The sequence below is a fragment of the Agrobacterium sp. 16-172Ci genome, from assembly GCF_053522725.1.
Genome location: NZ_JBNWBW010000001.1, coordinates 150434 through 169377 on the forward strand (window position 1 = coordinate 150434; position 18944 = coordinate 169377).

Annotated in this window: 21 protein-coding genes; 9 read left to right on the top strand and 12 right to left on the bottom strand. The window is 59.6% G+C overall.

Annotation, left to right across the window (positions count from 1 at the left end):
• Positions 1–30: 30 nt before the first annotated feature.
• Both ACQZ40_RS00745 and ACQZ40_RS00750 read right to left on the bottom strand, forming a co-directional pair.
• The gene (locus tag ACQZ40_RS00745; protein ID WP_003524508.1) at positions 31–645 is read right to left on the bottom strand and encodes a transglutaminase-like cysteine peptidase; all 615 of its coding nucleotides are present in this window, start codon (positions 643–645) and stop codon (positions 31–33) included.
• Between the two features lie 118 nt (positions 646–763).
• Positions 764–1552 carry an alpha/beta hydrolase gene (locus tag ACQZ40_RS00750; protein WP_448747191.1) on the bottom strand — a complete coding sequence of 263 codons (789 nt, stop codon included), beginning with the start codon at positions 1550–1552 and terminating at the stop codon, positions 764–766.
• Between the two features lie 187 nt (positions 1553–1739).
• On the opposite strand from ACQZ40_RS00750, the gene infC reads away from it, so the two are divergent.
• From infC to pheT, 6 genes are all read left to right on the top strand, one after another.
• Positions 1740–2276 (top strand): translation initiation factor IF-3, encoded by a 537-nt coding sequence (gene infC, locus ACQZ40_RS00755; protein WP_078051391.1) that lies wholly within the window; start codon positions 1740–1742, stop codon positions 2274–2276.
• 189 nt (positions 2277–2465) lie between these two features.
• A complete protein-coding gene (gene rpmI / locus ACQZ40_RS00760; RefSeq protein WP_035264590.1) occupies positions 2466–2669 on the top strand; it encodes a 50S ribosomal protein L35 in 204 nt (67 codons plus the stop codon).
• A gap of 40 nt (positions 2670–2709) precedes the next feature.
• Positions 2710–3114: a 50S ribosomal protein L20 gene (gene rplT, locus ACQZ40_RS00765; RefSeq protein WP_003493358.1), complete on the top strand. Its 405-nt coding sequence runs from the start codon at positions 2710–2712 to the stop codon at positions 3112–3114.
• Positions 3115–3290: 176 nt separating this feature from the next.
• Entirely contained in the window at positions 3291–4169 is an 879-nt protein-coding gene (locus ACQZ40_RS00770) for a phosphotransferase (RefSeq protein ID WP_149742817.1), read from the top strand.
• On the top strand, positions 4162–5244 hold the full coding sequence (gene pheS / locus ACQZ40_RS00775; RefSeq protein ID WP_149742818.1) for a phenylalanine--tRNA ligase subunit alpha: 1083 nt from the start codon (positions 4162–4164) through the stop codon (positions 5242–5244). The genes ACQZ40_RS00770 and pheS overlap by 8 nt, the downstream gene beginning before the upstream one ends.
• A 24-nt stretch (positions 5245–5268) precedes the next feature.
• Positions 5269–7692 carry a phenylalanine--tRNA ligase subunit beta gene (gene pheT, locus ACQZ40_RS00780; protein ID WP_448747192.1) on the top strand — a complete coding sequence of 808 codons (2424 nt, stop codon included), beginning with the start codon at positions 5269–5271 and terminating at the stop codon, positions 7690–7692.
• A 51-nt stretch (positions 7693–7743) separates the two neighbouring features.
• Here the strand turns inward: pheT and ACQZ40_RS00785 are convergent, their stop codons facing one another.
• A complete protein-coding gene (locus ACQZ40_RS00785; protein ID WP_271044823.1) occupies positions 7744–8745 on the bottom strand; it encodes an aldo/keto reductase in 1002 nt (333 codons plus the stop codon).
• A gap of 115 nt (positions 8746–8860) precedes the next feature.
• Between ACQZ40_RS00785 and ACQZ40_RS00790 the strand changes: the two genes are divergently transcribed.
• Positions 8861–9751, top strand: a complete 891-nt coding sequence (locus ACQZ40_RS00790) for a LysR family transcriptional regulator (RefSeq protein ID WP_080855823.1) — start codon at positions 8861–8863, stop codon at positions 9749–9751.
• Here the strand turns inward: ACQZ40_RS00790 and ACQZ40_RS00795 are convergent, their stop codons facing one another.
• From ACQZ40_RS00795 to ACQZ40_RS00810, 4 genes are all read right to left on the bottom strand, one after another.
• Positions 9752–10195: a GNAT family N-acetyltransferase gene (locus ACQZ40_RS00795; RefSeq protein ID WP_080855824.1), complete on the bottom strand. Its 444-nt coding sequence runs from the start codon at positions 10193–10195 to the stop codon at positions 9752–9754.
• A 1-nt stretch (position 10196) separates the two neighbouring features.
• Positions 10197–11147, bottom strand: a complete 951-nt coding sequence (locus ACQZ40_RS00800; protein ID WP_065654675.1) for an aldo/keto reductase — start codon at positions 11145–11147, stop codon at positions 10197–10199.
• 109 nt (positions 11148–11256) lie between these two features.
• The gene (locus ACQZ40_RS00805) at positions 11257–12240 is read right to left on the bottom strand and encodes a GlxA family transcriptional regulator (protein WP_125145158.1); all 984 of its coding nucleotides are present in this window, start codon (positions 12238–12240) and stop codon (positions 11257–11259) included.
• A complete protein-coding gene (locus ACQZ40_RS00810) occupies positions 12240–12800 on the bottom strand; it encodes a cysteine hydrolase family protein (protein ID WP_433822085.1) in 561 nt (186 codons plus the stop codon). The genes ACQZ40_RS00805 and ACQZ40_RS00810 overlap by 1 nt, the downstream gene beginning before the upstream one ends.
• Positions 12801–12980: 180 nt before the next feature.
• Here ACQZ40_RS00810 and ACQZ40_RS00815 point away from each other — a divergent pair, with 180 nt between their 5' ends.
• On the top strand, positions 12981–13964 hold the full coding sequence (locus ACQZ40_RS00815) for a Gfo/Idh/MocA family protein (RefSeq protein WP_433822084.1): 984 nt from the start codon (positions 12981–12983) through the stop codon (positions 13962–13964).
• Here ACQZ40_RS00815 and ACQZ40_RS00820 read toward each other — a convergent pair.
• Both ACQZ40_RS00820 and ACQZ40_RS00825 read right to left on the bottom strand, forming a co-directional pair.
• Complete coding sequence (locus ACQZ40_RS00820; RefSeq protein WP_065654671.1) at positions 13961–14332, bottom strand: hypothetical protein; 372 nt, start codon at positions 14330–14332, stop codon at positions 13961–13963. The two genes, ACQZ40_RS00815 and ACQZ40_RS00820, sit on opposite strands and share 4 nt — an antisense overlap.
• Positions 14333–14344: 12 nt before the next feature.
• Positions 14345–14587: a hypothetical protein gene (locus tag ACQZ40_RS00825; protein WP_020812414.1), complete on the bottom strand. Its 243-nt coding sequence runs from the start codon at positions 14585–14587 to the stop codon at positions 14345–14347.
• 189 nt (positions 14588–14776) lie between these two features.
• Between ACQZ40_RS00825 and xseA the strand changes: the two genes are divergently transcribed.
• Entirely contained in the window at positions 14777–16375 is a 1599-nt protein-coding gene (gene xseA / locus ACQZ40_RS00830) for an exodeoxyribonuclease VII large subunit (RefSeq protein ID WP_271044826.1), read from the top strand.
• Here xseA and ACQZ40_RS00835 read toward each other — a convergent pair whose 3' ends face one another.
• From ACQZ40_RS00835 to ACQZ40_RS00845, 3 genes are all read right to left on the bottom strand, one after another.
• Entirely contained in the window at positions 16376–17578 is a 1203-nt protein-coding gene (locus ACQZ40_RS00835; RefSeq protein ID WP_020011125.1) for a mandelate racemase/muconate lactonizing enzyme family protein, read from the bottom strand. It abuts the gene before it with no gap.
• Between the two features lie 48 nt (positions 17579–17626).
• Positions 17627–18334 (bottom strand): FadR/GntR family transcriptional regulator, encoded by a 708-nt coding sequence (locus ACQZ40_RS00840; RefSeq protein ID WP_448747193.1) that lies wholly within the window; start codon positions 18332–18334, stop codon positions 17627–17629.
• Between the two features lie 107 nt (positions 18335–18441).
• On the bottom strand, positions 18442–18942 hold the full coding sequence (locus ACQZ40_RS00845; protein WP_448747194.1) for a MarR family winged helix-turn-helix transcriptional regulator: 501 nt from the start codon (positions 18940–18942) through the stop codon (positions 18442–18444).
• Between the last annotated feature and the right edge of the window lie 2 nt (positions 18943–18944).

The following is an 18944-nucleotide window of genomic DNA, read 5'->3' on the forward strand; positions in this document are numbered from 1 at the left end:
CTCTTAATTCCTTCGAACCTGGCACAGGCGTCAGCGCAATGCGCCGACCAGCACGTCGCGACCGTCTTCGATGGACACCCAACGGCCCGTATTGAAGGACGCCTGCCGCTTCAGATAGGTGTAGTTGGTGTCGGTCCACAGCTTCACGTCGTCGGTGAGATTGTCGAGAATATAATCGCCGTCGGTGGTGCGAAGGGTCAGTACGGCATGGCCCTCGCCATCCGGCTTGCGCACGACGGTGATCAGAAGATCAGCCACGGAAAAACCACGCTCGACCAGCTTCTTTCGCTTCAGCAGCACGAAATCTTCGCAGTCGCCGGCGGTCGTCGGATATTCCCAGACTTCGTCCTTGCCGTAGATTTCCTGATCGGTCATCGCCACGATTGTGGTGTTGACGGACGTATTGACCTCGCGAATGACATCCCAGCCATAATCCGTGACGCGCGGCGGCGGCGTCGCCTTGCTGCGAATATTGCATTCGTCGGCATATTTCTGACAGAACTCATAATGGCCGATAGGCTGGGAGGTAATCCCCCCCGTCACCATGGAAGGGCTTCCCTTGGTTTCCGCCGTGGCGGAGGCAGCAGTCATTAGCCCGGCGGCAACTGCAAACAGCAGCGCACGCGCCAGCGGTGCGTTCATCATGAAACCCGTCCCTTAATTCTTAACGAAAAGTTAAGAGGGATAGGGGGCTTGAGTCAATCGCTAGCAATCGGCGGCGCGCAAGACTCGTCGAATATGGTTAAGAGCGTTGCGCAAATGCCTATATTGCAAGGGCTTTGACCGCGGCGAGCATCCGCTCGATATCCTGCGGCCGGGAAAGCCGATGGTCGCCGTCGCGGATCAGCGTCAACACGACGTCGTCGGACGGAAGATGTTCTAAAAGCTTCAGTGCATGCTGATAGGGAACATCCGGGTCGCGCATGCCCTGCAGGATGTGAACGGGGCAGCCGGTGGTGATGATACCCTGCAGCACGCGGTTCTGCTTCCCGTCCTCCATCAGCGCGCGGGTGAAGATGTTGGGCTCGGGGCTATATTCCGAATGTTCCTCGAAATAACCCTTTTCCGCCAGAGAGGTTTTTTCCGCATCCGAAAGGCTGGGTTCTATCAGCTCCTGCGTGAAATCCGGCGCTGGCGCAATGAGGACGAGACCGGCGACGGATGGCGCGCTATCCGCCTTGCGCAACTCCTCGACCATGCGTAGCGCAATCCATCCGCCCATGGAGGAGCCGATGAGAACGACGCGCGACGGCGCCTTTGCGCGCACCACGGCAAGCGCCTCTTCCAGCCAGCGGGAAATCGTGCCCTTCCTGAAGTCGCCGCCGGAGGCGCCATGGCCGGAATAGTCGAGCCGCAGGCAGGCAAGACCGTTTTCAGCGGCGAAGCGATCGAGTTCGACCGCCTTGGTTCCGGTCATGTCGGAACGATAGCCGCCGAGCCATACCAGCATCGGTATATTCTCACCCGAAGCCGCCGGGCGATGAAGGAAAGCAATGTCGCGGGTGTCGTTGTCTGGGCCTACGCGCAGGAATTCAGCGGCTTGTTCGGTCATGCCTATGCAATTCTCCTGATTTTGGTGCAACAACGGCGGCGTATTTGCAAAAACCGTGACAACAGGTGATCTTTTCGGGCAGATATGCTATTGACTTCGCCACGGCAATAACGACATTTCCGCCGCTTGTACCAAACAAGCTGTTTTTTGCTGACGTGATCCAGAAACAGATCAGGAGAATACGACCATTCGCAGACCTTTCAAAGCCGATGCCCCCGTCAAGGAGGGGCCGCGCTCCAACCGGGAAATTCGGGTTCCCAGAGTTCAGCTTATTGATGAAGAGGGCCAGAACCTCGGTAGCATGCCGACGGATCAGGCTTTGAAACTGGCGGAGGAGGCCGGTCTCGATCTCGTTGAGATTTCGCCGAACGCTGAACCGCCGGTATGCAAGATCCTCGATCTCGGCAAGCTGAAGTACTCGACCCAGAAAAAGGCCGCTGAAGCGCGCAAGAAACAAAAGATCGTCGAAGTTAAAGAAATCAAGATGCGCCCCAACATCGACACGCATGACTATGACGTGAAGATGAAGGCGATGGGCCGTTTCTTTGACGATGGCGACAAGGTGAAGGTAACGCTGAAGTTCCGCGGCCGCGAAATGGCCCACCAGGAACTCGGCATGAAGCTTCTCCTCCAGGTGAAGGAAGACACCCAGGCGATTGCCAAGGTGGAGGCCGAGCCGAAGCTGGAAGGCCGTCAGATGATGATGGTTCTCGCCCCGAAATAATTTGCGCCAGCCTTTTAAGGCCGCATGAATCGCCATCGCAAGGGGAAGTTTGCTTTCCCCGTTGCGCTTTTAGCCGACTGCGGTTATAAGCGCGCGTCCGAACGGTCCGGCAGGGCATGCCGAGGCCGTTCCTGAATAGCTTGAAATAGGCCTCGTCTGCCTGTTTCGATACAAAAACGGAGTAGCAAAATGCCCAAGATGAAGACGAAGTCCGCTGCAAAGAAGCGGTTCAAGATCACCGCAACCGGCAAGGTTGTTGCAGCCGCCGCCGGCAAGCGCCACGGCATGATCAAGCGTACCAACAAGTTCATTCGCGACGCGCGCGGAACCATGGTTCTCGCCGACGCTGACGGCAAGAAGGTCGTCAAGAACTACCTGCCGAACGGTCTCTGAGACTTTTCCGCACATTTGGACACTTTAAGGAGATCATGACATGGCACGCGTAAAACGTGGCGTAACTTCCCGCGCCAAGCACACCAAGACACTCAAGGCAGCCAAGGGCTTCTACGGCCGCCGCAAGAACACCATCCGCGCAGCAAAGGCTGCCGTGGATCGTTCCAAGCAGTACGCTTACCGCGACCGCAAGGTCAACAAGCGCAACTTCCGCGCTCTGTGGATCCAGCGTATCAACGCTGCCGTTCGCGAATTCGGCCTGACCTATGGCCGCTTCATCGACGGCCTGAACAAGGCTGGCATCGAAGTCGACCGCAAGGTTCTGTCCGACATGGCTATCCATGAGCCGGCAGCATTCGGCGCGCTCGTCGAAGCAGCGAAGAAGGCGCTTGAGTACCTCAAGGATGCTGGTACGGCCAACGAGTTTGAAACCGCTGTAAAGTAATTACGGCGCGGACAATCTGTTGTTCATTTGAAACCCGCGCCGGTTCTCCGGCGCGGGTTTTGCGTTTGGCTGATGCACCCGCCTGGTCGAGAATGTATCGTAGTTTTTAATTTAGAAATTTAGGAAAAATAGAGTATCCAGCGCGTCTGCCCTGAAAAATCTCCTGGTGGACGAGAATGCTGGTTAATGAAAATCAGGCTGAAACAGCCGAAGGGTTTCGAGTACATCTTGATGATGCAGATATTGCCACTCTCATGCACGCTTTGTTAAAAAGTGAGCGGCGGGTCCAGAAGGTTGAGCTGTCGCAACTGACAGTATGGATCAAGCGCCAGGGCACGGAAACGCCGTCCTGGTGGATAAAGCTGCAGACCTTTCTCGCAAAGCTGCTTCCTTACACCTTCATGCGCCCTTCGCCGCCGCTCGACGGTGCCGGCCTGATGCGTCGCGAACTCGACACGCTGCAGGCCTTCAAGGCCAGTGGTTTTCCGGTCCCGCCCGTGATTTATTCTTCCCGGACCGCAGTTGTGCTGGGCGATGTTGGTCCCACCATCATCGAGCGCATGGACGCGATAAAGGCAGCCGCGCCGGCGGAACATGATGCCCTGCTGGTAAAATCTGCCGAGGCACTCGGCGAATTGCATGCGGCAGGCCTTTGCCATGGGCGCCCGCATGTGCGCGACTTTTTTCTCGAAGACGGCCGCGTCGGTTTCATGGATTTCGAGGAGCGCCCGCAGGAAGTCATGCCGCTCGAGACGGCGCAGGCCCGCGATATCTGGCTGCTGTTTTTACAGGTCGCAACACGCGCCTGCGATGCGCGGAAAACCTGCGATGCCGCCTTCGCCCGCTGGCGCGAAAACGCCCCGCCCCGGGCGCTGGAAGAATTGTGCCGTCTGACCGGCATTCTGGGGCGTTTTTTACCGGTTGCCCGGTTGATCGGGCGCGTGCGGATGGGTAGTGATCTGCGACGCTTTATCATGGCGACCGACTATCTGATGAATGCTGTGAACCCCGAAGCCGCTGTTAAAAAGACCGGCAAGGCAGGAAAAGATGACTGAACTTGATACCTTGAAATCGCAATTGATGTCGGAGATCGCCACGGCTGCCGATGAGCCGGCCATCGAAGCCGTGCGCCTTTCCGCGCTTGGCAAGAAGGGCTCGGTTTCGGAGCTTCTCAAGACGCTTGGCAGCATGACGCCGGAAGAGCGCCAGACCCGCGGCGCCGCGATTAACCAGCTCAAGACTGAAATCACCGACCTCATCGGCGAGCGCAAGAACGCGCTGAAGGACGCTGCCATCGCCGCCCGGCTGAAAGCGGAAACGGTGGATGTCAGCCTGCCGGTCCGCCAGTCTCCGGCCGAGCGCGGCCGCATTCATCCGATCAGCCAGATCGTCGATGAAATCACCGCGATCTTCGCGGATATGGGTTTCTCTATCGCCGAAGGTCCAGATATCGAAACCGACTATTACAACTTCACGGCGCTGAATTTCCCGGAAGGCCATCCGGCCCGCGAGATGCACGATACCTTCTTCTTCCAGCCGGATGAAAAGGGCGAGCGCAAGGTGCTGCGCACCCACACTTCGCCAGTGCAGATCCGCACCATGGAAAGCCAGAAGCCGCCGATCCGCATCGTCATTCCCGGCAAGACCTATCGCCAGGATTCCGACGCCACCCATTCGCCGATGTTCCATCAGGTCGAAGGCCTTGTCATCGACAAGAAGGCGCATGTCGGCAATCTGCGCTGGATTCTGGAAGAATTCTGCAAGACCTTCTTCGAGGTCGACAGCGTCGTCATGCGCTTCCGCCCCTCCTTCTTCCCCTTCACGGAGCCGAGCTTCGAGGTGGATATCCAGTGCGACCGTTCCGGTCCCATCGTCAAGTTCGGCGAAGGCAAGGACTGGATGGAGATCCTCGGCTGCGGCATGGTGCACCCGAACGTGCTGCGAGCCGGCGGGCTGGACCCGGATGAATATCAGGGCTTTGCCTGGGGCATGGGCCTCGACCGCATCGCCATGCTGAAATACGGCATGCCGGACCTGCGCGATTTCTTCAACGCCGATGTCCGCTGGATGAACCACTACGGCTTCCGTCCGCTCGACATGCCGACGCTGTTCGGCGGTTTGAGCGTTTAATCCGGTTAGCCAAGGAGCAAAGACATGAAATTCACTCTTTCCTGGCTGAAAGAGCATCTCGATACCGATGCGACGCTGGATGAGATTTGCGAGCGGCTGACGGCAATCGGCCTTGAGGTCGAGGACGTTGACGACAAGGCGGCCTACAAGCCTTTCGTCATCGCCAAGGTGCTCTCCGCCGAGAAGCACCCGGAAGCTGACCGCCTGAAGGTTCTCTCCGTTGACGCCGGAGACGGCAAGCCGGTGCAGATCGTCTGCGGCGCTCCGAATGCACGCGCCGGCCTCGTCGGTGCGCTCGCGCGTCCGGGCGTGTATGTTCCGGGCATCGACGTCACCCTTGCCGTCGGCAAGATACGCGGCGTGGAAAGCCACGGCATGATGTGCTCCGAAAAGGAGCTGAACATTTCCGACGATCACGACGGCATCATCGACCTGCCGGAAGATGCGCCGGTCGGCACCTCTTTCGCCGCCTATGCCGGGCTCGACGATCCGGTCATCGAAATCAACCTGACCCCGAACCGCCCGGACTGCACCTCGATCTACGGTATTGCCCGCGATCTCGCCGCTTCCGGTCTCGGCAAGCTGAAGACGAGACCCGCGCCGTCCTTCAAGATCGAAGGCGCAACCCCGGTCGACGTGAAGCTTGAGCTGGACGATGCGGCGCTTTGCCCCGGCTTTTCGCTGCGCATCGTTCGTGGCGTGAAGAACGGCCCCAGCCCGAAATGGATGCAGCAGCGCCTGCTGGCAATCGGCCTGCGTCCCATCAATGCGCTTGTCGACATCACCAACTACATGACCTTCGATCAGGGCCGGCCGATGCACGTCTTCGACGCCGCAAAGGTCAAGGGCGATCTCACGGTTCGCCGCGCAAAAGAGGGCGAGACGATCCTCGCGCTCGACCAGCGTGAATATAAGCTCGGCCCGAACAATGTCGTCATCGCCGATGAGAAAGGTCTCGAATCCATCGGCGGCGTCATGGGCGGCGAACATTCCGGCTGCGATGACAATACTGTCGACGTGCTGATCGAATCCGCTCTCTGGGATCCGATCAACATTGCCAAGACCGGCCGTTCGCTCGGCATCATCACCGATGCGCGTTATCGTTTCGAGCGTGGCGTCGATCCGGAATATATGGTTCCGGGTCTGGAGCGTACCACCGAGCTGGTTCTCGAACTGTGCGGCGGCATTGCCGGCGAGGCGAAGGTCGTTGGTTACAAGGGGCATCAGCCCAAGGTCGTGGATTTCCCGCTCGCGGAAGTAAAGCGCCTGACAGGTCTGGAAGTCTCGGCGGAAGAGAGCCTCGCCATTCTCAAAGGCCTGGGTTTCAGCGTCGAGGGAACGGGCGAGCGCGTCTCCGTCACCGTGCCGTCCTGGCGTCCGGATGTCGATGGCAAGGCCGATCTGGTGGAAGAGGTCATGCGCATCCATGGCGTCGACAACATCAAGCCCGAGCCGTTGGAAAGCTTCGGCGCGGTCAACGGCCGTATCCTGACCACGCTGCAGATCCGCACCCGCACCGCGCGCCGTGCGCTGGCAAGCCGCGGCATGCTCGAGGCCGTCACCTGGTCCTTCATCCCGGAAGCGCAGGCGAAACTCTTCGGCGGTGGTTCGCCGGCCCTCAAGCTCGCAAACCCGATTGCGGCCGATATGTCGGACATGCGGCCCTCGCTGCTGCCCGGCCTGCTGACTGCCGCACAGCGCAATGCCGACAAGGGCTATGGTGACGTCGCGATCTTCGAGGTTTCCGGCACCTATGAGGGCGATACACCTGATAAGCAACGCCGCGTTGCCGGCGGTGTTCGTCGTGGCACGGCCTCGCTCGCAGGCAGCGGCCGCATGTGGTCCAATGCTTTGAAGGGCGGCGGCAAGCCCGTGGATGTCTATGACGCCAAGGCCGATGCGCTCTCGGTGCTGGAAGCTTGCGGCCTGCCCATGGCCAATGTGCAGATCGAAGCCGGCGGCCCCGGCTGGTATCATCCCGGCCGCTCCGGAACCATCAAGATGGGTCCGAAGGTCGTGCTCGGCTATTTCGGCGAGTTCCATCCGAAGACGCTCTCCGAACTGGATGTCTCCGGCGCCTATTGCGGTTTCGAGATTTATCTCGACGCCATGCAGGAGCCGAAGAAGAAGGCCACCCGCACCAAGCCTGCGCTCGAGCTTTCGCCCTTCCAGGCAGTCAAGCGCGACTTCGCTTTCGTGGTCGACAAGTCGGTAGAGGCGGGGGCCATCATCAAGGCTGCGACCAGCGCTGACCGCAAGCTGATCACCGGCGTCAATGTCTTCGATATTTTCGAGGGCGCATCGCTCGGTGAAAACCGCAAGTCGGTCGCCATCGAAGTGCAGATCCAGCCGGTCGACAAGACGCTGACGGACGAGGATTTCGAGGCCCTGACGGCCAAGATCGTCGGCAATGTCGAGAAATCGACGGGCGGCGTCCTGCGCGCCTGAAAACGGGTGACGGAATGAAAAAAGCCGCGGCACTGCCGCGGCTTTTTGTTGTTATCGGTTGGCCATCCGTGACATCTGTTCCGGGTAACGCGCGCCGGCGACTTTTGCGGGCGAAAGCAGTGCGCCGAGGCTGGCGGCTTCTTCTGCCGTCAGCGACACCTCCGCTGCGGCAACGTTCTTCTCCAGATTGGCGATTTTTGTCGTGCCGGGAATAGGAACGATGAAGTCGCCCTGCGCCAGAACCCAGGCCAGCGCCAGTTGTCCGGCGGTCACGCCTTTCTCAGTCGCCATGTCTTCCAGAAGCTTGATGAGCGCCAGATTGGCGTCGAAGTTTTCGCTCTGGAAGCGCGGCAGGCCGCGGCGGAAGTCGTCGGATGCAAGGCCGTCGAGTGACTTCAGCGCGCCCGTCAGAGCCCCGCGCCCGAGCGGGCTGAAGGGAACGAAACCGATGCCGAGTTCACGGCAGGTATCCAGCACGCCGTTTTCCTCCACGTCGCGGGTCCACAGCGAATATTCGCTCTGAATTGCCGCAATCGGATGAACGGCGTGCGCTTTGCGAAGCGTTTCGGCACTCGCTTCCGAAAGGCCGAGATGCTTCACCTTGCCCTGCCGGACGAGCTCGGCCATAGCGCCCACAGTGTGTTCGATCGGAACATTCGGATCGACGCGATGCTGGTAGAACAGGTCGATCTCATCGACGCCGAGGCGTTTGAGAGAGGCTTCGGCGACGGCGCGCACATTTTCCGGGCGGCTGTCGGTGCCCACCATCATCTGGCCAGCGGGTTTGCTGGTGTCGATTTTGAAGCCGAACTTGGTGGCGATGACCACCCTGTCGCGATAGGGCTTCAAACCCTTGCCGACAAGAATCTCGTTATTGTAGGGCCCGTAAACCTCCGCCGTATCGAAAAAGGTGACGCCGAGTTCGACGGCGCGGTGCAGCGTTGCAATTGCGCTGCTCTCATCGCCGGTCGGGCTATAGGCATGTGTCATGCCCATGCAGCCGAGGCCAAGCGCCGAAACGGAAAGGTTGTTTCCAAGGGTTCTTTTTTTCATCTGTTCGTCCTTCCAAAGGAACCGCCCGTCATCAGGGCGTTATGAGAAAATAGCGTCTCATGGCGGTAAAAATAATCGCTGCAAATCCGCGTGGGTTGTTCTATCATTTAGAACAATGAACCGTGTGCAACTCTCCCAACTGGCTGTTCTCGCTGCCGTTGCCGAAGGCCGCAGCTTTCGCAAGGCCGCCGCCGAACTTGCCATTGCCCCTTCCGCCGTCAGCCATGCGGTGTCGTCGCTGGAGGCGAGTCTTGGCTTGCGTCTGCTTCATCGTACCACCCGCAGCGTTTCGCCGACAGAGGAGGGCAGGCGGCTTCTCGAAACGCTTGGTCCGGCACTTGCCGATATCGATGCGGTCATCGAGACGCTTGCCGAGCAGGGCGGAAGACCGGCCGGCCCCCTGCGCATCACCCTGCCGCGGCTTGCTGCCGAGGACCTCATCGTGCCCCGGCTGGGTGAGTTCCTGCGGCTCTATCCCGATATTTCACTCGAAATCTCAACGGATGATCGTTTCGAGGATATTGTCGCGAAAGGTTTCGATGCGGGTTTGCGGCTTGGCGAGCACCTCGATGCGGATATGATTGCGGTAAAAGCCAGCGGCGCATGGCGCGGTGCGATTGTCGGCGCGCCCTCCTATTTCTCAGAAAATCCACCACCGCAGGATCCAAGGGATCTCATCCGGCATCGCTGTATCCGCCGGCGTTTCGCCAGCGGCCTTATCTATCGCTGGGAACTGGAGAAGAATGGCAAGCCATTGGTGGTTGATGTGCAGGGGCCGCTGATCCTGTCGGACCAGAGCCTCATTCGCCGGGCTGCCATCGACGGGGCAGGGCTTGCGTTCGTTTTCGAGCAGCGTGTTGAAGACGATATCCGGGCGGGCAGGCTTATCCGCGTGCTTGACGACTGGTGCGCCCCGTTCGACGGTTTTTACATTTATTATCCTTCGCGCCGGCAGATGAGGCCGGCGCTGAGGGCTTTCGTGGATTTCTTCCGCTTCAGGATTTGATCAGAACTTGATGCGATAGCGGATATGGCCGTCGCTCTTCACATAGCTGTCGTAGAGCTTCTGGGCGCGGTGATTGTCCTCGCCGGTGTGCCAGTACAGCCGTGACCAGCCCTTGTCCTTGCAGATGGCGACAAGATCATCCATCAGCGCCCGGCCCGTTCCCTTGCCGCGGATTTCGCCATCGACAAACAGGTCTTCCAGATAGCAGTCGGGCGTCTTTACCCAGGTGGAATCATGGAAGTGGTGAATGGCGAAACCGGCCATGCGGTCGCCGAGCATGGCCACGCGCATGGAAACACGGGATGCGGGATCGAGAATGCGTGCCCAGGTGTGCTCGGTCACCTCATCGGCAAGTTCGACATCATAAAAGGCAAGATAGTCGTTCCACAGGCGCAGCCATTCCGTCCGGTCAGCCGGCTGCGCATCGCGAATTCTGAGCTCCATGTTACGCACCCGCCTTGTCGAGCAGTGTCATCATCTCATCCGTCAGCTTTAACTCGACGGCGCGTTTGAAGCTTTCAAGCTGGGAGAGGCTGGTGGCGCTGGCGATCGGCGCGGTTATCGCCTTCTTGCGCAACAGCCAGGCCAGTGCGATGTCGGCAAGTTTGGCCCCGGTTTCCACTGCCACGGCATCCATGGCGCCCAGAATGGCAAGCCCGCGCGTATTGACATATTCACCCACGCGATAGCTGCGGGCGACGCCTTCCGTATCGGCCTTGGCACGATATTTACCGGTGAGGAAGCCGGCGGCGAGGCTGTAATAATTGATGACGCCGATTTCTTCCTTCTGGCAAAGCTCGGCAAGCGGACCTTCGAAATCCTTGCGGTTATAGAGATTATACTCCGGCTGCAGCACGTCATAACGGGGAAGATTGTTTTTTGCGGCCGTGTCCAGCGCTTCCTGAAGCTGGCTTGCGGAATAATTGGAGCAGCCGATGGCGCGGATTTTTCCCTGCTCCTTCAGCTTGCCGAAAGCGGCGAGCGTTTCCTCCAGCGGCACATCCGCATCCGGCTTGTGGGCGAGGTAAAGGTCGATATAGTCGGTTTGCAGCCGCTTCAGCGACGCTTCCACGGCCTCTTCGATCCACTTGGCGCTGAGGCCTGTCTTCTGGCCGCGATTGTCAAAACCGACCTTGGTGACGATTACCGCATCTTCGCGCTTCACGCTCGACTGCTTCAGCCATTTGCCGATGATCGTCTCGGACTCGCCGCCCACATGTCCGTCCACCCAGGCGGAATAGACATCCGCCGTGTCGATGGCGTTGAACCCGGCGTCGAAAAAGGCGTTGAGCAGCGCAAAGGAAGTCTTCTCATCCGCTGTCCAGCCGAACACGTTACCGCCGAAAACGATCGGGGCGATGGAGAGGCCGGTGCGGCCGAGGCTTCGTTTTTCCACGGGGAATGCTCCTGTTGCTGTCTTGGTGGCAAGGTTAGCAACTGCTCATCCGCATAACCATTCAATTCCTTTGATGGCATTCATCAGGCAGCGACAGGGTTTGAGATTATCAGGCCTGAAAACCGCGATAATGGCTGGGCGGGTAACGATTATGCTGCTGCCAGACACGCCGTAAATGCCGGGCGGAGGCAAAGCCCGCCCGTTCGGCAATGGCTTCCATATCCAGGCGACTGTTGGCGAGAATGTCGCGGGCGAGATTGACCCGCATCAGGTTGACGTAGTCGATGACGCTGATGCCGGTATGCTCGCGAAACAGTCGCGACAAATGCCTTTCGCTGAGCGCCGCAATATCGGCCAGCCGCTCCAGCGACCAGTCCTGCGCCGGCTCGGCCATCACACGGTCCTGAACCCGGTGAATGGCGGGGTGGATGTGGTTGCGGCCGGTCATCCAGGGGGAGATTTGCGGATCGTTGCCGCTGCGTCTGAGATAAACCACCATGGTTTTGGCAATACGCGCGGCGACAGCCGGGGATGTCAGCCGGGAAACCACATGCAGCATCAGATCGACGCCGGTGGAAATTCCGGCGCTTGAGAAGCGGTTGCCATCCTCGACGAAAAGGCGGTTTTCGGCCACCTGGGACAGCGGCGCGATGCGACGCAGCCCTTCAAGGCAATCGGCATGGGTCGTGCAGTTGCGCCCATCAAAAAGCCCGGCTTCGCCCGCCAGCAGCGCGCCGGAACAGATGGAAATGACTGTCGTATCGGGGCGCACAACACGGCGCAGCCATGCCGCCAGCACTTGCCGCTCTCGCCCTGTCTCCGGATCGTTGTCGAAGCGTGATGTGCTGCCGGAGATCAGCAGGAAAGCATTTTCCGGCAGGGTCGCAGGCAAGTTCTCCAGCCCTGAAAGCGCAAGACCGATGGAAGATTGCTGTTTGTCAGTCGCAGCAATGTAGCGGCAGTCGAAATGGATGTCCCGCTGTTCCCCATTGGCATAACGGATCACTTCGAGCGGGCCGGCAATATCGAGCAACAGCGCATGTGGCGGCACAAGCGTATAAAAGGGAATGGTGCGCGTGCCGCCTTTATCCATCAGGCGGCCTCTTTGACGGTGGCCAGTGCATCATCGACGGTCACGATGCGCGCGAAGCGGCCGGCCAGCACCAGCTCGGTTCGCTTGCGGATATCGTCCGGGCTGAAGACGGTACCGGAAGCATGTGTCATCGGGAAAGTCAGCGTCGCTTCGGTGACGTAATCGACGCTGTAACCAAGATCGGAAGCGTGCCGGGTGGTGGTTTCGCAGCATTGTTCGGTGCGGATGCCGGAGACGATCAGCCGGTTGATGCCCTTCTGCGTCAGCCAGATTTCGAGGCCGGTGCCGGCAAAAGCCGAATGGCGGTTCTTATGAAAGGTGACGTCTGGGGTGATCCGCACACCCTCCAGCGCCCGGATATAGCCGCTGTCTTTTGAAAAGGCCCGGTCGCCGTCGACATGGAAGATTTGCACGACGGGAATGCCCGCAGCCCTTGCACCGTCGATCAGTGCCTGCTGCTTCTCCAGATAGTCGGCAAGCTCGCTTTCCTCGAAGTAAGGGGCGTGCCGAAAGGACTCCTGAACGTCGATAACAAGCAGCGCTGTACGAGAATAGGACATTTCATGTTTCTCCATTGGGTTCATGCATAGCATAATTCCTCTTATCCAGATCGGAGAAAAGCAGGCATTCCGACAAAGACAGGACAAATTCAGCCATACTTTGCTCTGTCATGCAGCTGCGGCTTGCCAGACCGTATGACGATGGTAAGTTTCCGGCGGATGGCAGAGCGGGAGAATGGAATGCTGCGTTTCGGAATAATCTCAACGGCGAAAATCGCTCAGGATCACGTCATTCCGGCGATACAGGATGCGCAGAACTGCGTGGTCAGCGCCATCGCCAGCCGTGACCATGCCAAGGCGCGCGCGGTGGCGGATCGTTTTTCCGTGCCCCACGCCTTCGGCTCCTATGAGGAGATGCTGGCCTCGGATGTGATCGACGCCGTCTATATTCCGCTTCCGACCTCGCAGCACGTGGAATGGACCATCAAGGCCGCCGATGCCGGCAAGCATGTTCTGTGCGAAAAGCCGATTGCATTGAAGGCTGGAGAGATCGACACCCTCATCGCCGCGCGTGACCGCAACCGCGTTGTCATTTCGGAAGCTTTCATGGTCACCTATGCGCCCGTCTGGGCGAAGGTTAAGGAGTTGTTGGCATCCGGCGCGATAGGCACACTGAAGCATGTTCAGGGCGCTTTCAGCTATTTCAACCGTGATCCCGGCAATATGCGCAATATTCCCGAACTGGGTGGGGGAGCCTTGCCGGATATCGGCGTTTACCCGACCATCGTGACGCGCTTTGCTACCGGCGCGGAGCCCCGGCGCGTACAGGCCACCGTCGAGCGCGATAAGGAGTTCGGCACAGATATCTATTCCAGTGTCAGGGCCGATTTCGGCGGCTTCGAACTGAGTTTTTATCTGGCCACACAGCTTGCCGCCCGTCAGGTGATGGTTTTCCATGGCACTGAGGGGTACATTGAGGTCAAATCTCCCTTCAACGCCAATCGCTGGGGTGCGGAAGAGATCGAGCTGACCAATCAGGCCCATAGCCAGTCGCAAATCTTCCGGTTTCAGGACAGCCGCCAATATAAGCTGGAGGCGGAGGCCTTTGCCCGTGCGGCGAAGGGTGAGGGCGACGTGGTTACGCTGGAAAGCTCGAGAAAGAACCAGCTCTTCATCGACGCTATCTACCGAGCGGCGGAAAAGGATGGCTGGGAGACGGTTTAGTCCTGATCTTGCCGTTGCTTTTGAAGCCGCCAATAGCCGTAAAGCGCCAGCGCCAGCGCTGCGATTATTGAAAAGGCAAGCGGGACGAGCGGCTGCACGAGAGGATTGCGCCATTGCAGCAGGGCAAACAGGCCGACACTGACGATACGTGAGGTGAGCGTGACGGCATTCATCAGAAAGCTGTTCAGCCCGGCTGATGCCGCACCATTTGCACGGTTCAGCCGCCAGCTTGTTGCAAGCCCCGTTGCTGCACCCGGCAAACGGGCGGCCAGCGGATCGACGCCGAGATAGAAAATAAGCAGACAGGTAACAGCAAGGTCGGCGGCCAGTCCGCAAATCTCGGTCAGCGCAAAGTGCGGACGCCTCAAGACCGTGGGCTTTTAGAGGGTTGGCTGGGTGGAACGCGGGCGCTGCAGCACCAGAAGGCCGAGGACGACACCCACGACACCGAAATTGTAACCGGCGAGCGCCAGAAGCAGCGACATCAAGGGCACGGCCGTGGAAGAAAGTGCAATCGCCACGCCATAGGCACCGATAATCATCATGCAGATGAAAACGATGCTGAAAACCGAACGAAGCGCAACTGCGGTTACGCCGAGTGCTGTGGCGGTAAGAAAAATCATGATGCCGCCTCCTCTTTGGTTATCGGGCCTGGGGCAAGACGTAACGCCGTTTTCCCTAACGAACCCTTGTTTCCTCCTCCAATCCCCATTTTCCTAACTCGTTAGTTGAGGATATGGTTTCATCGCCGTTAAAATGAGGCTGGCCGGCGCCGGCATTTCCGAATCGACGGGTTTTGGTTACAAACGGGCATGAGCGATATCTTCTCCCACGCAGCATTGAGCAATCTTGCCGAGTTCTCGGTCTCCGAACTGTCGGGTTCCATCAAGCGCACGGTGGAGACGGCTTTCGAGCAGGTGCGGGTGCGCGGCGAGATTTCCGGCTATCGCGGTCCGCATTCTTCAGGACATGCCTATTTCTCTCTGAAGGACGACCGCGCCCGTATCGATGCGGTGATCTGGAAAGGCACCTTCTCGCGGCTGAAGTTCCGCCCGGAAGAGGGCATGGAAGTCATTGCCACCGGCAAGGTCACAACTTTTCCCGGCTCGTCGAAATACCAGATCGTCATAGAAAGCCTCGAGCCTGCCGGCGCCGGCGCGCTGATGGCGCTCTTGGAAGATCGCCGCCGGCGTCTGGCGGCGGAAGGGCTGTTCGATGCGGCCCGCAAGCGCCGGCTGCCCTTCATGCCGCATGTCATCGGCGTCGTTACCTCGCCCACGGGCGCTGTCATTCGCGATATTCTTCACCGCATTTCGGATCGATTTCCTGTCCATGTGGTCGTCTGGCCGGTCAAGGTGCAGGGCGAAGGTTCGGGCGAAGAAGTGGCGAACGCCATTCGCGGTTTCAATGCGCTTCAGCCCGGCGGTGAGATTGCGCGGCCGGATGTGCTGATTGTCGCGCGTGGCGGCGGCAGTCTGGAGGACCTCTGGAGCTTCAACGACGAAATCGTCGTACGCGCCGCTGCCGAAAGCGAAATCCCGCTGATTTCCGCCGTCGGGCATGAAACCGATACGACCTTGATCGACTACGCTGCCGATGTGCGTGCGCCGACCCCGACGGGGGCCGCCGAAATGGCCGTGCCGGTGCGGGCTGAACTGGAAGCGCAGCTTTCCGGTCTTGCCGCCCGTCTTTCAGGCTCTGTATCGCGGCAGATGGACAATCGCCGTCAGGGCGTGCGGGCGCTGGTGCGCGCGTTGCCGTCGCTCGATCAGCTTCTGGCCCTGCCGCGCCGCAGGTTCGACGAGGCCGCGAGCGGTCTCGGGCGTGGACTGGAATTGACAACCCTGAACAAGCGCCGCGCTTTTGAGCGGTCCGCTTCGGGTCTCAGGCCGGAAACCCTGCTGAACGGTCTCAAACAGCACAGGCAACGGATTACCGAGCGCATGCACCGGGCCGAGACCCTGGTGGAGCGCCGTCTGCTGCAGGGTAAAGGCCGTGTCGATGCCTTCGATTCCGCGCTGCGTTCGCTTCCCGCCCGGCTGCTCGGCCAGGTGGAGCGGCAGAAGGAGCGGGTCGTCACCGGCGCGCGCCGGGCCGATACAGCCGTATTGCACCGCATGGCACAGAACCGTGCGGGCCTTGCCGCCCATGACCGCATCCTGCAATCGCTCTCTTATAAAAACGTGCTGAAACGCGGTTATGCCGTGATCCGCGATGAGGAGAACAGGCCGCTGACCCGCGCTGCCGCTATTGCTTCAGGTGCTGTGGTCTCGATGGAATTTGCCGATGGCCGCGTCTCGGCCATCACGACGGGGGAGGGAGCGCCATCCCCGGATAACCCCATAGTGCCAAAAAAGAAGCCGGCGAAACCGGCTTCTTCCGATCCGGGCAATCAGGGCAGCCTGTTCTGATCAGATCGACGCCGCATCCGAAAAACGGCGGCTGACGGTGAAGGTCTTTTCGATATCGGGATGCAGTTCCATGCCAAGGCCGGCACCCGGCGGCACGGTGATCATGCCGTTCTTCACCTCAGGCAATGCGGTGACGAGATCGCGATACCAGGTCTTGTAGAAGGCGCGCACGCTCTCCTGCACCAGCGCGTTCGGCGCGTTGAGCGACAGATGGGTGGAGGCGCAGAGCACCACCGGCCCGGTGCAATCATGCGGGGCGACCGGCAGATGCCAGGCTTCCGCCATCGAAGCGATCTTGCGCGCCTCCGAAAGCCCGCCGCACCAGCTGATGTCCAGCATCACCACACCGGCAGCACCTGTCTCGAGCAGATCGCGGAAGGCCCAGCGGGAGCCGAGCGTCTCCGAGGCGGAAATGGGCGCGGGCGAAACGGCGGCATAACGCGTCAGGCTGGAAAGACTGTCCATCTTGATCGGGTCTTCATGCCAGAAGGTCTGGTAGGGGGTGAGTGCCTTTGCGATCTGCATGGCGGGCAGAAGCTGCCACATGGAGTGAAACTCCACCATGATATCCATCTTGTCACCCACTGCCTTGCGGATTTTTTCAAATGGCTCGAGCGCGCTTTTCAGGTCCGGCATCGAGATATATTGCCCGCGCGTCTTTTCGGCCGCCGCGTCGAAGGGCCAGATCTTCATGGCGGTGATGCCGTCTTCCAGCAGCGAATGGGCAAGCTCGTCCGCCCGGTGCAGGAAGCCGTTCAGGTCGTCATAATCCTTGCCGCCGGAAAGGCCATAATTGGCGGTCTGCTGCCCGGTCGCCTTCTTGATATATTCGGTGCCCGCGCAGGTGTTGTAGGTGCGGATTTCCTTACGGCTGAAACCGCCGAGCAGCTGGGCGATGGGCTGGTTTGTGGCCTTGCCGAAAATATCCCACAGCGCGATATCGAAAGCGGAGTTGCCGCGCACTTCCGCGCCCGATGAACGGAAGCCGAGATAACCGACGAGGTCTTGCGCCAGAAGGTCGATCTGCAGCGGGTCGCGGCCGATCACGCGGGGGGCGATGTATTCGTGCACATAGGTCTCCACCGTCTCGGCGCCATAAAAGGTTTCGCCGAGCCCGGTAATGCCCTCATCGGTGTGGACCAGAACCCAGAGCAGGTTTGCCCGTTCCGCCACACGAACGGTCTCGAGTTTCGTGATTTTCATGAAAGTGTCTCCTCCAGAGATTTTCGTCTGGGATTTCGTTGAAAAAAATCAGGCTATGCCGGCGGCCAGAAGCGCATGCACGCTTTCATCGAAATGCCGCGCCATCAGCGTTGAGGCCGTTTGCGGGTCACCGGCGGCAATGGCCTGCCCGATGGCGATATGAAGTTCCCCGGCTGCATGACGCTGCGCGTCGGATGTTCGGCTCTTCCATCCGATCGGCCAGGTCTGACGCGTCACGTTTTGAAAGGCGCCGAGAATGAGTTCGAAAACCGGGTTCTTCGAGGCTCGGGCAACGGCGAGGTGAAAAGCAAGGTCGTGTTCCATGACCTTGTCATTGTCACCGAAATCCCGCTCCATATTGTTGGCATGGTCGAGAATGGTGAGCGCTTCCGCATCCGTTCGCCTCAGTGCCGCGAGCGTCACGGTTCTGACTTCGATCGTGCGGCGCACGTCGTAAATCTGCTGGATGTTGATCTGTTCGGTGTGAATGCCATGTTCGAACATCAAGGACATTGCACCGTGATCCAGCGTCGCCACCGTCGCGCGCTTGCCGGCACTCACGTCGATCAACCGCATGGCCGAGAGGGACCGGAAAGCCTCGCGAACGACGGTGCGGGAGACACCTAGCTGCTGCGAGAGCGAAAGCTCGCTGGGGAGCTTCGCTCCCGGTGCAAGTTCGTTTTCGCGGATATGGCGGGTGATAGCGCCGATCGTGCTGCTGACGAGACTGGACTCATGCGAAATGGCAGTTAACATTTTTCCTCCAACCTGTAGTACAGGTTTATGGAAAATTGCTTACAGGATTTTTCGGAGCGAAACAAGCGCCATCCCGGAGCCATTGTGTGTTTGTCGGGCCGAAAAGCCTATTCTTCGAAATCCCGCAAAAACCGTTTCAGCAGTCGGTTCAGCGTCGCACGCTCTTCTTCGCTGAAGCCGGCGACCAGGCGATGCTGGTTTTCGACGTGAGCGCCTGCCGCTTCCTCGACAATGGCAAATCCCCGTTCCGTCAACGATATCAGAACGCTGCGCCGGTCGTTCGGGTTATGAATACGCTCCACCAACCCGGCTTTCTCGAGCTGGTCGATCCGGTTGGTCATGGTGCCGGAACTCACCATCGTCATGGCCAAAAGATCGCCGGGGGAGAGCCTGTAAGGTGAGCCGGAGCGCCGCAATGTCGCCAGCACATCGAAAGCGGAAGAGGAAAGCCCGTGCTTCAGCAACACCGCCTCCACCTCCCGGCCGAGATGGGTGGCGAGACGGTTCAGGCGCCCGAGCAGCCCCATGGGACCGACATCGAGATCGGGCCGCTCCCTGCGCCATTGCGCCAGAATGTGATCGACATGGTCCAACGGTTCTTTGCTCATCA